The following is a 15,071-nucleotide window of genomic DNA, read 5'->3' as shown; positions in this document are numbered from 1 at the left end:
CTGGAAGCGAAGATCGTCATCGGCAGGACGCTGGGCCGGTTTTCGACGCCGGTTTGACGTCGCGGTGCACGACCCCGGCCTGGTGCGCGGCGTCCAGTCCGAGCGCGATCTGCCCCGCCAGGCGGCACGTCTCGGCCACGCTCAGCGGTCCGCGCTCGGCCAGCTCGGCGGCGAGATCCCGGCCGGTCAGCAACTCCATCACCAGGTACGGGCGGCCCTCGTGCTCGCCCATGTCGAGCACGGTCACCACGTTGGGGTGGACGATGCGCGCGGCGGTCCTGGCCTCCCTGGCGAACCTCTCGCGCACCGCGGCGTCGGCCACCTGCGGTGCCAGGATCTTGACCGCCACCGGCCAGCCGGGGCGCAGGTCGTAACCGCGCCAGACCTCGCCCGTGCCGCCGCGGCCGATCAGCTCGTCCAGCCGGTACCGCCCGGCGAGCACCACGGCCGCCCCCTCCCAAACCCCCATGATCTCCCGCCATCAACTCCGAACCCGGCAATTGGCACACCACTGTAGGGGTGCCTCGCCGGGATCGCAGGACAAGATCGCGTTCCGGTTCCCCCGGACCCGCCGCTTTCCTTGCCAATCCACTCATTGATGGATTGCGAGGTAGGGGCATCGCGGCCAGACTGTCCGGCATGAGGAAGAGCGAGGAAGACGTCTCCGCACCCCCGGCCCGCCGCCGGGGACGCCCGCCCAGGGACAGGTCCGCGCCGTCCACCTCCGACCGCATCCTCGCGGCGGCGACCGACCTCTTCGCCCGGCACGGGGCCGACGGCGTCTCCATGCGCGACATCGCCGCCCAGGTCGGGATCGACGTCTCCAGCGTGCACCACCACTTCCCCACGAAGGCGTCGCTGTACGACGCCTGCTTCGCCCGCGTCTTCGAGCTGGAGCGGGCGACGCTCACGCCGCCGGTGCGCGCCCTCCTCGCCGCGGTGCGCTCCGGACCGGTGGCCGACGTGGTGAGCGCCATGCACGACCTGGTGGACGCGTTCGTGGACTTCCTCGACGACCACCCCCAGACCACGTTCCTGTGGCTGCGCCGGTGGCTGGACCCCGGCCTCCACCTGTCGCTGGACGAGGCGTACTCGCTGCCGATCTACGGCGAGATCGAGCGGGCCCTGCTGGAGGCGGCCACCCGCGGCCTGGTCGTCGAGCCGACGCCGCACATCACCGTGCGCGGCCTGGTCTGGGCGGCCCACGGCCACGTGACCGCCCTGGCCGCCCTGACCGCCCGGGGGGGCGACCCGGTGGCCGCGGATCGGGAGAGGCGCGAGTTCCGCGCCTACGCCCGCCGTTTCGTCGACCGGCTCTACGCACCCCCTGGCGCGGGCGCCGTGGACGGCTAATATTCCATCATTCGATGGAATATGGGAGGCAGCGGATGAGCTCAGCGGAACCGGGCCCGGGAGTGACCGCCGGCAGCGCCGGAGCGCCGGCCGAGGAGGTGTCCGCCGGTACGCCGGGCCGGGGAGTGACCGCCGTCGTCGGTGGCGGCGCCGCGGGCATAGCCGCGGCCAAGGCCCTCATCGAGGCCGGCCTGCCGGTGCTCGGCGTCGAGCGCGCCACCTCCCTCGGCGGCCTGTGGCGGCTGGACGCCGACACCGCGTCCTACGAGGGCCTCCGCCTCAACACGAGCAGGCCGCGCACGGAGTTCTCCGACTTCCCCATGCCCGCCGAGTGGCCCGACTACCCGACCCGCGCCCAGATGCTGGAGTACCTGCGGTCGTACGCCGAGCACTTCGGGGTCGGCGAGAGTTTCCGGTTCGCCACCACGCTCGAATCGGCCCGGCGTGCCGGCGACGGCTGGGAGCTGGCGCTGACCGGCCCCGACGGGCCGTACCTCGAGACGGTGCAGCATCTTGTGGTGGCCAACGGCCACAACCACGAGCCCCGCCACCCCGAACCGCCGTACCCGGGGACGTTCACCGGCACCGAGTCGCACGCGCACGGCTACGTCACCCCCGCCGAGTTCGCCGGGAAGCGGGTGCTCGTCGTGGGCACCGGCAACTCCGCGATGGACATCGCCGCCGAGCTCGTCGGCCACGCGTCCACCGTGCTGCTCTCGGCCAGGCGCGGTGTCTGGGTGCTGCCCAAACGGCTGCTCGGCCGCCCCTCCGACCAGCTCAACGGCGCCCTCGCCGCCCTGCTCCCCTGGCGGGTGCGCCAGGTGGTCTCCCAGGCGGTGCTCAGGGTCGCCGACCGGAAACCCGCCGGGCCGCGCCTCCCCGCCCCCCGTCAGGGCGTGCTCCAGGACCACCCGACCCTGAGCGACTCCGTTCCCGAGCTGATCGCGAGAGGAAGGATTCTCGCGCGGCAGGGTGTCACCCGCCTGGACGGCTCCCGGGTCCACTTCGCCGACGGACAGGCGGACGAGGTGGACCACATCGTGTGGTGCACCGGCTACCGGGCCGTGACCCCGTTCCTCGACGCGGACACGGTGCCCGACCCGGCGAGCCTGCTGCTCTACCGCCACGTCTTCCCCATCGGCGACGACTCGATCAGCTACGTCGGGCTGATGCAGTCGACCGGCTCGGCGTTGCCCGTCGTCGAGGCGCAGGGCCGCCTGGTGGCCGCCGTACGGACCGGAACCCATCGGTTGCCCGATCCGGAGAGCGCGCGGAGGATCGCCTCGGCCGAGCTCGACGCCGCGCGGGAGCGCTGGGGACAGCGCAGGCCCCACATGCGGATCGACGTCGACCAGTACCTCCGCGTCGTGAACCGCGAGCTGCGCCCGTCCCCGGCGCGCGCGCTGGCCGGGCGCCGGATCCTGGTCACCGGCGCGGCGGGCACCTTCGGCAGGGCGATGAGCGCGCGGTTCACCGCCCAGGGCGCGCGAGTGGTCGGCCTGGACGTCGTCCGTCCCACCGCCCGCCCCGACGGCTCCGACATACCGATCATCGCGTGCGACATCACCTCCCAGGAGTCCGTCGACGCCGCGGTGGCGGAGGCCGCGGCCCTGCTCGGCGGCATTGACCTGCTGATCAACAACGCCGGCCGGGGCGGGCCCGCCCCGGCCGAACTCGCCCCGGGCGACGAGGTGGAGGCGCAGCTGCGGCTGAACCTGCTCGGCGCCTGGCGCGTGACGGCGACGGTCATGCCCCACCTGGTACGCGCCAGGGGGCAGGTGGTCTTCATCGCCTCACGGATGGCGGTCCTGCCGCTGCCGCTGGCGGCGGCGTACGGCGTCTCCAAGCGCGCGCTCGCGGCCTACGCCGACGCGCTCCGCCTTGAGGTCGGCACGCACGTCGGCGTGACGACCGTCTATCCGAGCATGGTCCGCAGCCCGATCCACGACAGCACGAAACAGGCCGGGCTCTCCCTGGACGCGGTGTCTCGGCCGGAACCCGTCGAGGGCGTGGTCGACGCGATCGTCCGCGCGGTCACCGCCCGCCGCGCCCCCCGTGACGTGGCGACCACCCGCCGGGGACGTGTCGAGATGATGGTGGGCAGGCACGCCCCCGCCCTGGCCGACCGTCTCGTCCGGCGCACCGTCGCCGCCCGCATGGCGGCCGGTGACTTCGCAGGCGCCCCCCTCGCAGCGGGCATGGTGCGCCGGCACCGAGGCTAGCCGGAGAGCGGCGCCGTTCACCCCTTCCCGCGCCGGGAGTGTGCGGCTTTCTACCCGGCCGCGGGTCAGAACCCGGTGAGCGAGGGCATCGGATCGGACACCCCGGCACGGAAGACCCTGCCGAGAACGGCCCGTAGCCGCTCCGTCTCGACGGGGCCCAGGTTCAGCTCGACGGTCAGGACGGTCTCGGTCTCCATGTCGTCCGCCGCCCTGGGGGTGAGGTGCAGGACGAGACGCCGATCGTCGAGCACGCATGCGGTGATGCCACCCCCGGTGCCCCGCATGTCCTTGCGAGCCACCCAGTAGGACCGCTTTCCCGCCTCCTTCGTGGCGAGGAAAAGAAGGTGGTCGCCGCCGCCCTCGGCCTCCTCGTGCAGGACGGCGATGGGGCCCGCGGCCCTCTCGTCGACTTCGAGCCGGTGGACGGCCAGGTGCCCGGCCGGCGTGTAGACCAGCTCTCCGGAGATGACCGGCTCGGGCCGCGGTGCCCAGCGGGAGCGTCGCCGGAGGTCCTCGGGCTCGTGGATCCCCACCGGGACCGCCGTCGGGAGCGCGTCCAGCAGCCAGCCGGGAACGAGGTCGCGGGGAAACAGCGTCAGCTCTTCCAGCAGCGCGACGTCGGGGATGTCCGTACCTTCGGGGAAGGGGAACCCGTCGGCGTCCACCTGTCCCCGATACGACCTGCTCTCCGGCGTGAAGCGCAGCTCGCAGCGGAACCAGCTGCCCTCGCCGTCGCGACGGGACAGTTCGCGGAGCCGCCGGAACGGCTCCTCCAGCCCCTGGACGCCGAGCTCCACCCCGTCACATTCCACGGTGACCCGGGAGAATCCGCCGACCTGGGCGCAGCGGACCGTGGCGCCGTTCCAGCCAGGAGGCGCGGCGGCACGGACCAGGTCGCCGATCGCCAGCCGCAGGCGGCACTCCTCGTCATACTTCGAGCGCATGGGTCATCCTTCCTTCGCCGTCAACAGCCCGTGCAGGCGGCGCGCCTCACGGAGCAGGCCACTCGATCCCTTACGCGCCGCCATGGCCTCGATCTCGGGAATCGCCCCGCGAGCGCGGCAGCACGCCGCCGTGGTGGCGGCCAGCGCCACGAACTCGGTGAGCCCGTGGCGCGGCCGGCGACCGGCTTGGGGCACGAGCAACGGCAACGCCGCGGCGATGGCCGTCCACACCTCCTCATGGGCACCCTGGCGGGACGCCGACTCCAGGGCCGCCGTCAGGTGGAGGAGCTTCACCTGGTCGTATCCGACCAGCGCCGCCGCCTGCCTGCCGAGTTCGGCGGCCTGCAGGTCGCCGCGGCCCGCCATCGTCAGCAGGACGTCGACGGCTTCCGGCATGTCCGGGTTTCCCAGCACATGGGCAAGGACGAGCGAGACGGCGACCCCCGGCGGCCCGTCGAGCCCGGCGAGCAGGCGGAGATGGTCCGGTCCTACCGCCGGGCCGCGCCACTGATCGCGCAGGAGCTGACCTGACAGGTGGGCGGCGGCCACCTCGCGGTGGGACGGGAACATCGACGGCCACCAGGACAGATGAACTTCGTCACCGTGCCGCGGAGAGGCGGCGAACATCCGGTCGACGAGCGGCAGCCCGGTGGCCGGCGCGTGCAGCGACGGGACGAGCTTCACCTCGGTGGAGTAGGCCGGCGCGCTGCGGGACCAGTGCACCTCCACCACCGGATCCTCGAACCGGGCCCCGGACAGCCGGCGGGCGACCAGGCGGCCGGCCGGCGAGGAGAGCCGGCCGGCGCGTTCGGCCGCGTTCGGATCCCGCTCTCTGGGCAGCCGGAGGAGTGCCTGCTGCAGGTCCGCGGCCAGCGGCTTCACCCCGGCGGCCTCGATGACCTCCAGCCTCGTCACCAGCTCGGCCGCCGCCACGTGCCCGGTCGTGAGGGTGGGGGTGGACAGCAGCAACGGCGGGACGACGTCCTCCTCGACGGCCATCTGGATCTCGGCCGCCCGGTGCAGCAGAAGCAGGTGCGGCGGGCAGAGACGGCGGGTGTCAGGGAGTTTCCGCTTCCAGGCACCCCGCATCGGTGCGATGCCGCTGAGGGAGCACATGGCGCCGATCAGCCAGTGGTCGACCTGGTCCCAGCGATCGACCCGGTTCCAGTGGTAGTCGCCTCCGTACAGGCGCTCATACCTGCCGACCAGGTGGGGCTTGAGCTCGGCGGCCGTACTCTCGCGATCCCGGTGCACGAGGGCGACGAAACCGGCCAGCAGCCGCTCCCACTCCTGCCAGTCACCGGAACCGTCCAGCAGGGGCACCATCTCCGCCACGGAACCGATCGGATCAGGCATCCGCCGCGGCGCGTCGGGCTGCGGGAGCGGGGACGGGGCGAACCCGTCCCGTGGGTCGGGCTCGGCCGGCTCCTCGCCGCCGAAGACCGCGAAGGCACGCCGCCCGAGGTCGGGCGGGAGCGTGCCGAGCGCGTCGCGGATGACGTCCCGGCCCTCGTCGTCCATCCGGCTCGCGTGCTTGATCGCGAGCGTCACCGCCCTGTCCTGCAGTTCGGTGGAGTCCGCGGCGAACACCAGCGCCAGCGGTCCGGCGATCGAGGTCGCCAGCTCGGGCGAGAGCCGTACCCGCTGGTCCAGCCAGGTGAGCCCGGCGCGGACGAGCTTGCGCTCGGGCCTGAAGAGCACCGACTCCCACCCCTCCACCAGGTCGAAGGGGTCGAGCCCGTCCAGCCCGCGCAGATGCCGCAGCGCCAGCTCGGCGACCGGCCCCGGCGCCGCGGGCAGCAGCCGCAGGTAGTCGCGGGCGTGCGGCTCGATCTCGTGCGGCGCCGGATCCAGGGCCTCGTGCAGGCGGACGAAGAACCGCAGCTCTGCCGCCGAACCACCCAGCAGGAACCGCCTGACGCACCCCTGGAGCAGCATCGGCCGTCTCGCCCCGTCCTTGGCGGCCAGGGTACGCAGGGCGCCCAGCAACGACCGGGCCGGATCGTTCTCCCACTGCAGGGCCCGCCCCACCCCCTGAACCTCGAAGACGCGGGGAAGCATGGCGTCGAAGAGCGGATCCTTTCGCAGAGCGGGCAGACCGCCGACGGTGCTCACCCATCCGACGACCAGCGGATCGTGGGCCGGTACCTCGATCCCGGTCGCACGCAGCAGGGCGAGTGCCAGCGGCAGCCCACGGTCCTCCCCCGTCCGGAGCCTCAGCACGAGCCGTCCGGCCAGGTCGGCCCGCCACTCCGCCGGCCGGGTCGCGAGAATCGCCATGATCCGCTCGGTGTCCCCGTACGGCGAGCCCCAGCGGGAGGTGAAGTCCCGGCGGTTCAGCCAGGTCGCCACGGCGGCCGCCCCGGTGAGCACCCCGGCCCCGGCGGCGCGGAGCACCTCGGCGTAGTCGTCGAGCCCCTCCCAGGATTCGCGTCGGCCGCGCAGCGTCTTCAGGTATCCCGGAAGAAGGCCGGCGACCTCCTTGCGCGCCTCCTCGTCCAACTCGACGATCCGGACCGCGACGGCGTGGGCGTCCCGGCGGTCGATGAGTCCGCGGATCTCCTCCCAGGCGGTCATGCGCCGGCCTCTTCGCGGCGGGTGATCCGAGGGAGTTCGCCGGGTGCGGAGACCTTCGTCCCGGCGGTCGACAGAGCAGCCTGCTGCTGCGAACTGAGCATGCCGGGAACGGTAGTGATCCACTCCGACAATTCGGCCGAAGGCCCGTTACCGGGCCGTGGCGGAACCGGTCTGCAGTCGTCTCCCCGTGCGTCGCCAGCGGGTGAGCCCACCGTCCAGCGGGCGCGCCGGAAAGCCATGGTCGCGGAGCAGGCGCACGGCCTCCGGGACGTACAGGAAGTCTCCCGCCGTCGCGACGGTCCCGGTGAACGGTCAGCGAAGGAGCAGGTTGAGCAGGACCGTCAGGAGGACGGAGAGCAGCACGGAGACGAGGATCATGGTCAGGCACCCGGCCCAGCCGCCCAGGATCCTGATCTCCGTCTTCCCGATGCGCATGCCCTCGTGCTACCCGGCGACGACCGGGGAAACCCGGTCCCTCGACCTGGACGGCTACCACCTGCTCCACGCCGTCCGTGCCGACCTGCTCCGCCGCCTGGAGCGCACCGCCGAGGCGACGTCGGCCTACGGCGGCGATCGCCCGCACCGGGAACGCGGCCGTACGCGACTTCCTGCGGCGCAGCCATCGGGCGCTCACCGGAGCCGGATAACGGATGGCTGCCGCTGGATTCCACATGCGGACAAGGTGCTTTTATCCGCCTTTGTGGGAGCGGTACCATCAGGCACGCCAAGGATGATCCACAAGCTGCTCGGAAGTCAGCCTGGCCGGCGTCACCTGCTGGACGCGGATCACACTCGACGTCCGGTGAGCCTCCATTGACGAGTCCGCCCCGTACGAGAAGGAGAATCCCATGAGCCGGCCGGTCGTTCTGCCCGCCTTCCCCGCTCCGCTGCGCTGGTTGAACCGGCCGGTCGGATGGAGCGTCGACGGGGACGACGCGCTGGCCATCGAGGCGGGCCCGAACACCGACCTGTTCACCGACCCCGGCGGCCCCGACCGCTTCGCCAACGCCCCCGCCCTGGTCGGGCGGCTGGACGGGGACTTCACGCTGAGCGCCCGGATCAGGGTCGACCTGCTGACCACCTACGACGCCGGGGTCCTGGTGCTGCACGCCGACGAGCGCACCTGGGCGAAGTTCTGCCTGGAGATGTCCCCGCAGGGCAGGCCCACGATCGTCTCGGTGGTGACCCGCGGGGTGTCCGACGACTGCAACTCCTTCACCGCCGAGGGCGACGACCTGCGGCTGCGAATCTCCCGGATCGGCTCCGCCTTCGCCTTCCACGTCTCCACCGGTACCGACTTCTGGCATCTCACCAGGTACTTCGCGCTCGACGGAGACCCCGAGGTCGGCTTCCTCGCCCAGTCACCGACCGGCCAGGGCTGCACCGTCCGTTTCGAGGACATCCGCTACTCGGCGACACGCCTCTCCGACCTGCGCAACGGCGAGTGAGCCCGGCCGGGTGAACGGCGCCTATCCCCGCATCCCGAACAGGAACCGGGTCACCCGCGTGCGGCGCACCAGCAGGTCGTAAGTGGCCACGGTCAGGACCAGCGAGGCCGCGACGATCACGAGGTACTTGACCACGATCGGCGCGTGCCGGCCGACCACGCCGTACGCGACCGCGACGACGATCGGCTGGTGCAGGACGTACAGCGGCAACGCGGCGGTGGCCAGATAGCCGTACAGCCGCCGGCCCCGGCCGTCCGGCGTGTCCCGCGCGGCGGCCGGTGCCCCGCGACGACGGTCGAGAAGTCCCAGGATCGCGACCAGCCAGCACCACCCCGCCATGCCGTACAGGGTGCGGACACCGATCGAGAGGGCGGTCAGGTCCGTGAAGGGGTCGCCTCCGGGAGTGTTGCCCGCGATCAGGAAACCCGGCATGCCGATCAGGAACAGGACCAGGCCGAGCACGGCGGCCGGCACCGCGTCGCGGCGCATCGCCGCCCGGAACCGCTCGTCGGCGGCGAGCACGAACCCGTACAGGAAGAACAGCAGGTAGGCCCAGCGGTTCCAGCCGGCGTACGCCTCCTCCAGGCCCAGCAGCGCGCTGATCACCGCGATCGGGACGCCGGCCAGCAGCACCGCTCCGCGCCGCCGCACCGCCGTGGCCAGCCGGTCGCGGATCCGGCGGCCGAGGTCGCGGGGAAACCAGCGGACCAGCGGCGCCAGCAGCAGCGCGAACGCGAGCAGCATCACCACGAACCACAGGTGCCCGACCTCGAAGTGCTCGCCCTGTACGACGAAGGGGAACTCCGCCAGGTCCAGGCGCACGTCGAAGAAGCGCGGCAGGAACCGCAGGTACGACTCGTGATACGCGGGGTCGGCCCGCAGCCGCAGCCACTGCGGCACCGGGATGATGGTGAGCGTCGCGAACACCAGCGGCACGCCGAGCCGCAGCAGCCGTTCCACGGCGAATCCGGCGGGATCGCGCCGGCGCAGCGAGTGCCACGAGCCGAGACCGGCGATGAGGAAGAGCATCGGCATCGCCCACACCACGCCGAGACCGGCGGCGATCGTGGTCGCGTCGGTGGTCTCGGCGTTCTTCACGTAGTAGTCGTCGCGGGTGTCGAACACCAGCGCCGAGTGGAAGAACACCAGCCCGACCACCACCAGGGTGCGGATCGCGTCCAACTCCGGCCGCCGCCCCGGTCGCGCGGCCTCGAACGGTTCGATGTGTGTCGTCGCCATCCCACCTCCGCCGCTCCGCGTACCCGGATCAGTCTCGTGCCTGCACTCCTTCCCGCGCTACCGGAATGCGGGCCGGAAAGCGGATAAATCCACTCGGTCCTCCCAGGGCGTGTCAGGCCGGGCGGCCCGCTGACATGGATCTGTGCCACGGCTGACATGCGTGCCGGTCAGGGTGCGTGGGGTCAAGACCGCCACTCAAGACCACCACTCAAGACCACCGCTCAAGACCACCACTGTGGAGGACATCATGACCCTTGCCTTCGAGGCGGAGGGACTGGTCAAGCGCTACCGGAAGACGACCGCGCTCGCCGGGATCGACCTGGCCGCCCGGCAGGGCACGGTTCTCGGGGTGCTCGGGCCGAACGGCGCTGGCAAGACAACGGCCGTTCGAATCCTGGCCACACTGCTGAGACCCGACGAAGGACACGCCACGGTCGGCGGGCTCGACGTCGTACGGCACGCCGCCCGGGTACGCCGCCTGATCGGGCTGACCGGACAGTACGCGTCGGTCGACGACGACCTCACCGGTATGGAGAACCTCGTGCTGATCGGGGAGCTGCTCGACCTGCGCCGCACGGAGGCGAAGGCCAGGGCGACGGAGCTGCTGACGAGCTTCGGGCTCGCCGAGGCCGGCGGGCGGGCGGCCAAGACGTACTCGGGCGGCATGCGGCGCCGCCTCGACCTGGCCGCCGGTCTCGTCGGCCGTCCCGCCGTCCTCTATCTCGACGAGCCGACGACCGGTCTGGACCCGGCCAAGCGGGACGACGTGTGGAGCATCATCCGCTCGCTGGTCGGCGACGGGGTCACCGTGCTGCTGACCACGCAGTACCTGGAGGAGGCCGACGCCCTGGCCGACGACATCTCGGTCATCGACCACGGACGGGTCATCGCGCACGGCACCCCGGCCGAGCTCAAGCACGTCGTGGGCGGGCAGACGATCCTCGTCCGGCCCGCGGACCCGGCCCGGCTGGCGGACGCCGCCGCGCTCGTCGGCGCGGTGGTCGGCCGCACCCCCGAATCACCCGGCCGGGGCGTGATCACTGTTCCCGTCGAGAGCGACACCGCGTTCACCGAGATCGTACGGCGGCTCGACCAGGAGCGGATCTCGGTCACCGAGCTCAGCCTCCGGCTGCCCAGCCTGGACGAGGTCTTCTTCACGCTCACCGGACGCCACACCGAAGAGGAGACCGCGGCATGACGCTCACCATGGAACGCGCGCAGGCACCGGCCCCCGTCCAGCCCCGGCCCTTCGGGCTGGTGCGGCACAGCCTCGCGCTCGGCAGAAGAAGCCTGACCAAGACCCTGCGCACCCCCGAGCAACTGCTCGACGTGACGCTGCAGCCGATCGTCTTCGTACTGGTGTACGTCTATCTGCTCGGCGGGGCGGTGGCCGGTTCCACCCACGAGTACCTGCAGTTCCTGCTTCCCGCCATCATGGTGCAGACGCTGATGTTCGGCGGGATGGCCACCGGGGTGAACCTCAACACCGACATCGGCAAGGGGGTCTTCGATCGGTTCCGCAGCCTGCCGATCGGCCGGTCCGCACCGCTGATCGGCTCGGTGCTCGGCGACCTGATCCGCTATCTGGTGGCCGTCGTCTCCCTGTTCGGCTGCGGCTTCCTGCTGGGGTTCCGGATCCAGACCGACCCGCTGTCGGTGCTGGCCGCCTGCCTGCTCACCATCTTCTTCGCGTTCAGCCTGAGCTGGGCGTTCGTCCTGATCGGGATGCTCATGCGCAACCCGGGCGGGGTGCAGGGGACGGCCTTCATAGTGCTGTTCCCGCTGACCTTCGGCACCAGCATGATCACACCGAAGGAGACCCTCCCCGGCTGGCTGCAGACCTGGGTGGAGATCAACCCGGTCGCGCACGCGATGGACGCCTCGCGCGCCCTGATGCTGGGCGGGCCGGCGACGGGTCCGGTGATGTGGACGCTGCTGTCCTCGGCGCTCTTCCTGGCGGTGTTCGCGCCGCTGGCGGTCCGCGCCTACCGCCGCCGTACCTGATCGAGCGCGGCGGCGCGGTCGAGTGCCATCCCCCGCGCGTGGGCGGCGTCGTAGGCGGCGTCGCCCAGTTCGTCTCTGAGCCGCCGGGTCAGCCGGGCGATCTCAAGGTTGAACCCGTCGGGGGCGCCTCGGAGCCGCTCGGCGGCGCCGAGAATCTCCGCCGCGCCGGTCAGGTCACCTCGCCAGGCTCGCAGGGCCGCCGCGGCGATGCCGACGCGGCCCAGGACCGGCATGTCCTTCCCTTCCAGGGCCCAGTCGATCGCCTCGTCGAGCCGCCGTTCCGCGGTCACCGGATCGTCCCGATCGATCGCCAGATGGACCATCGCCTGCAGGATCAGTGCGTGGAACTGCGGGGCGACGAACACAATGTCCTTGGTGCCGGTCGCCGCCGCGTCGTAGTGCCGCGCCGCCTCGTCGAGGGCACCCGTATGGCGGGCGAGATCGCCCAGCGCGAGCCGGGCGAACGCGACGTGCCGCTGTGACCACTGCCGCGCCGTGGGTTCCGCCATCGCCAGCAACTCGGCGCGTGCCCTCTCCACGTCGCCCTGCTGCGCCCGCGCGGCGGCGAGCGTGATCCGCTGGTGGTCGGCGTTGTCATCGGGGTTGAGGGCGTGCAGCAGCCGGATGGACTCCTCCAGCGCCTCGACGGCCTCGTCGAAGTCGCCGAACGCCAGATTGGCCTCCGCCAGCGGGCCCAGTACCTGGGCGAGCCCCCACCGGTCCCCCAGGTCGCGGAAACCGGCGGCGGCCCTGAGCAGGTCGCGGCGTGCGCCCGCCTGGTCTCCCTCGTTCTCCAGGAGGGCCGCCCTGATCCTGAAGAGCATCGCACGGGTCCACAGGTGGGGATGCGACAGCCGCCGCTCGACGGCGGCCACGCCCCGGACGGCGTCGTCGGTGAAGATCGCGAGGACGGGTTCGAGCAGGGCGAGGAACGGGTTCTCGGTATCGGGATCGACGGTGGCGGCCAGCGACCGGAGCCGCTCGATGGTGTCCTGCAGGCCCTCATGGTCACCGGAGAGCATCTTGTTGATCATGTGGAGGGCGGCGGCGACCGACCGGTGCTCCGGAGACACCTCGCCGGGAACGCCGAGGGCGAGACGGAGCCAGCCCGCGGCCTCGGCGTAGTTGTCGCGGATCATCCAGAAGACGCTCAGCGCGGCGGCCAGCCGTACCGCCGTGTCGGCGTCGCCCGCGTCGGCGGCGAAGTGCAGGGCGGCGAGCAGGTTGTCGCGCTCGGCATCCAGCACGGCCAGCCAGACCAGCTGCCGTTCCTCGCGCAGACAGGGTTCGGCCGTCTCGGCGAGGTCCAGGAAGTACCCCGCGTGCGCGGCCCTGACCTGGGCGATCTCCCCGGTCTCCGCCAGCCGCTCCAGCCCGTACTCGCGGATCGTCTCCAGCATGCGGTAGCGCGGCTGCGGCGCCTCGACCACCTGCAGCAGCGACCTGTCCACCAGCGCGCCGAGCAGGTCCAGGGCCGTGCCCGGCTCCCCGCACACCCGCTCGGCGGCCTCCACCGAGATCCCGCCGGGAAACACCGCGAGCCGCTCCGCGAACCGGCGCTCGTCGTCGTCGAGCAGGTCCCAGCTCCAGGCGACGACCGCGCGCAACGTCCGATGGCGGGGCAACGCGGTGCGGCTGCCGCCGGTCAGCAGCCGGAACCGGTCTCCGAGGCGCCCGGCCACCTGAGGCGCGGTCAGCGAACGCATCCGCGCGGCGGCCAGCTCGATCGCCAGCGGCAGCCCGTCCAGCCGACGGCAGATCTCCACCACCGCCGCGACGTTCTCCCCGGTGACCGCGAAGCCCGGCCGTACCGCGGCGGCCCGGTCCGCGAGAAGCCGCACCGCCGGGCTGGTCCCGGCCTCCTGGGTGGAGGCGTCCGGCTCGGGCAGTCCGAGCGGGGCGACCGGAGACAGGACCTCGCCGAGTATCCCGAGGGGCTCCCTGCTGGTGGCGAGCACCCGCAGCCTCGGGCACCTCCCCAGGAGGTCCTCGACCAGGTGGGCCGCGGCCTCGACCAGGTGCTCGCAGTTGTCCAGCACGATCACCGTCTCGGCGCGCGAGAGCGCCTCGACCAGGCGGCTCATCGTGTCCCTGGGCGTGCTCTGGGCGTCGAAGGAGCCCGTCTCCCTGACACCCAGCACGCCGAACACCGCCTGGGGCAGGTCGGCCGGATCGGTCACCGCCGCGAGCTCCACCAGCCAGACACCACCTGGCCGCCGCTCGGCGATCCTTCCGGCGACGGTGGTCGCGAGCCGGGTCTTACCCGCTCCGCCGGGACCGACCAGCGTGACCAGCCGTCCTTCCTCCAGCAACGCGCCGACCCGCCGCACCTCGGCCGCCCGGCCGACGAAGCTGGTCAGCGCGGTCCGCAGGTTGCCGTTCGGCGGGCGAACGGGCTCCGCCGGGCTCTCCTGAAGCAGCGCCAGGTGGATCTCCCGCAGCTCAGGTCCCGGGTCGGCCCCCAGCTCGTCCGCCAGATGGAGCCGGATCCTCTCGTAGCCGACCAGCGCCTCGGCCTGACGCCCCTGGGCGTGCAACGCCCGCAGCAGCAGTCCCTGCAGCCGCTCCCTCAGCGGGTGACGGGCCGCGGGCTCGGAGAGCTCGGCCACCAGGTGGGCATGGCGCCCGGACGCCAGTTCCGCCTCGGCGCGATCCTCGAGCGCGGCCAGGCGCGCCTCGTACAGCCCGGCCGCGTACGCCGTGGCGAAGGAGGCTCCGGCGGCGTCCGCCAGGGCGGGACCTCGCCAGAGCCCGAGCGCCTCGAGGAGCAGGGGGGCGGCGGCGGCCGGATCCCCGCCGTTCAGCGCGCGCCTCCCCGCTCGTGCCAGCCGCTCGAACCGGTGCGCGTCGACCGCGTCCGGCGGCAGGTCGAGCCGGTAGCCGCCGGGAGCCGACCGCAGCACCGACGCGTCCGGCAGGGCCCGGCGCAGCCTGGCGATCAGTGACCGCACCGCGTTGGCGCGGTCGGCCGGCTGCTCCTCCGGCCAGAGCGCGTCCGACAGCTCGTCGGCCGTGACGACCCTCCCCGCTCCCACCGCCAGCCGGATCAGCAGCACGCGGAGCCGGACGCCCCCGATCTCGACGCTCTCACCGCCCGCCGTCACCTCCAGCGGGCCCAGGATCCCCACACGCATGGAGCCAACTGTGCCACGCCACGGAACGGCGCGGCCCCGCCCGGCTGGGAACACGTCACCCCTGGCCGCGCCGCGCGACGGCAGCCACGACGCGGTGGCGGTGCGGATCATCGTGGCCGCGCCGACTCCGCTTTGGGCCGCTACGCCGAA

Annotated in this window: 11 protein-coding genes; 5 read left to right on the top strand and 6 right to left on the bottom strand. The window is 72.5% G+C overall.

The window, feature by feature from the left end; all coding sequences use genetic code 11:
• Nucleotides 1-16: 16 nt before the first annotated feature.
• Nucleotides 17-469: a serine/threonine-protein kinase gene (locus tag ABZ260_RS01825; protein ID WP_355611570.1), complete on the bottom strand. Its 453-nt coding sequence runs from the start codon at nt 467-469 to the stop codon at nt 17-19.
• Between the two features lie 170 nt (nt 470-639).
• Here ABZ260_RS01825 and ABZ260_RS01820 point away from each other — a divergent pair, with 170 nt between their 5' ends.
• Together ABZ260_RS01820 and ABZ260_RS01815 are read left to right on the top strand one after the other, a co-directional pair.
• Nucleotides 640-1,353 carry a TetR/AcrR family transcriptional regulator gene (locus ABZ260_RS01820; protein WP_355611567.1) on the top strand — a complete coding sequence of 238 codons (714 nt, stop codon included), beginning with the start codon at nt 640-642 and terminating at the stop codon, nt 1,351-1,353.
• Between the two features lie 35 nt (nt 1,354-1,388).
• Nucleotides 1,389-3,575, top strand: coding sequence for an SDR family NAD(P)-dependent oxidoreductase (locus ABZ260_RS01815; protein ID WP_355611564.1), 2,187 nt, complete (start codon nt 1,389-1,391; stop codon nt 3,573-3,575).
• Between the two features lie 65 nt (nt 3,576-3,640).
• Here the strand turns inward: ABZ260_RS01815 and ABZ260_RS01810 are convergent, their stop codons facing one another.
• From ABZ260_RS01810 to ABZ260_RS01800, 3 genes are all read right to left on the bottom strand, one after another.
• A complete protein-coding gene (locus tag ABZ260_RS01810; RefSeq protein WP_355611560.1) occupies nt 3,641-4,519 on the bottom strand; it encodes a hypothetical protein in 879 nt (292 codons plus the stop codon).
• Between the two features lie 3 nt (nt 4,520-4,522).
• Nucleotides 4,523-7,096, bottom strand: coding sequence for a DUF6493 family protein (locus ABZ260_RS01805; RefSeq protein WP_355611557.1), 2,574 nt, complete (start codon nt 7,094-7,096; stop codon nt 4,523-4,525).
• 312 nt (nt 7,097-7,408) lie between these two features.
• Entirely contained in the window at nt 7,409-7,531 is a 123-nt protein-coding gene (locus tag ABZ260_RS01800) for a hypothetical protein (RefSeq protein ID WP_350915154.1), read from the bottom strand.
• 413 nt (nt 7,532-7,944) lie between these two features.
• Between ABZ260_RS01800 and ABZ260_RS01795 the strand changes: the two genes are divergently transcribed.
• Nucleotides 7,945-8,544 carry a DUF1349 domain-containing protein gene (locus ABZ260_RS01795; RefSeq protein ID WP_355611552.1) on the top strand — a complete coding sequence of 200 codons (600 nt, stop codon included), beginning with the start codon at nt 7,945-7,947 and terminating at the stop codon, nt 8,542-8,544.
• Between the two features lie 21 nt (nt 8,545-8,565).
• Here the strand turns inward: ABZ260_RS01795 and ABZ260_RS01790 are convergent, their stop codons facing one another.
• Nucleotides 8,566-9,783 carry an acyltransferase gene (locus tag ABZ260_RS01790; protein WP_355611549.1) on the bottom strand — a complete coding sequence of 406 codons (1,218 nt, stop codon included), beginning with the start codon at nt 9,781-9,783 and terminating at the stop codon, nt 8,566-8,568.
• Nucleotides 9,784-10,030: 247 nt separating this feature from the next.
• Here ABZ260_RS01790 and ABZ260_RS01785 point away from each other — a divergent pair, with 247 nt between their 5' ends.
• Together ABZ260_RS01785 and ABZ260_RS01780 are read left to right on the top strand one after the other, a co-directional pair.
• The gene (locus ABZ260_RS01785) at nt 10,031-10,981 is read left to right on the top strand and encodes an ATP-binding cassette domain-containing protein (protein ID WP_355611546.1); all 951 of its coding nucleotides are present in this window, start codon (nt 10,031-10,033) and stop codon (nt 10,979-10,981) included.
• A complete protein-coding gene (locus ABZ260_RS01780) occupies nt 10,978-11,787 on the top strand; it encodes an ABC transporter permease (RefSeq protein WP_355611543.1) in 810 nt (269 codons plus the stop codon). Before ABZ260_RS01785 ends, ABZ260_RS01780 begins: the two co-directional genes overlap by 4 nt.
• Here the strand turns inward: ABZ260_RS01780 and ABZ260_RS01775 are convergent.
• Nucleotides 11,769-14,921: a BTAD domain-containing putative transcriptional regulator gene (locus ABZ260_RS01775; RefSeq protein ID WP_355611540.1), complete on the bottom strand. Its 3,153-nt coding sequence runs from the start codon at nt 14,919-14,921 to the stop codon at nt 11,769-11,771. The genes ABZ260_RS01780 and ABZ260_RS01775 overlap by 19 nt on opposite strands.
• Between the last annotated feature and the right edge of the window lie 150 nt (nt 14,922-15,071).

Origin of the sequence: Streptosporangium sp. NPDC006013, from assembly GCF_040614275.1 — a bacterium.
Lineage (GTDB): Bacteria > Actinomycetota > Actinomycetes > Streptosporangiales > Streptosporangiaceae > Streptosporangium.
Note: the sequence above shows the minus strand (reverse complement) of the source record. Positions and strands in the feature narration are given on the sequence as shown.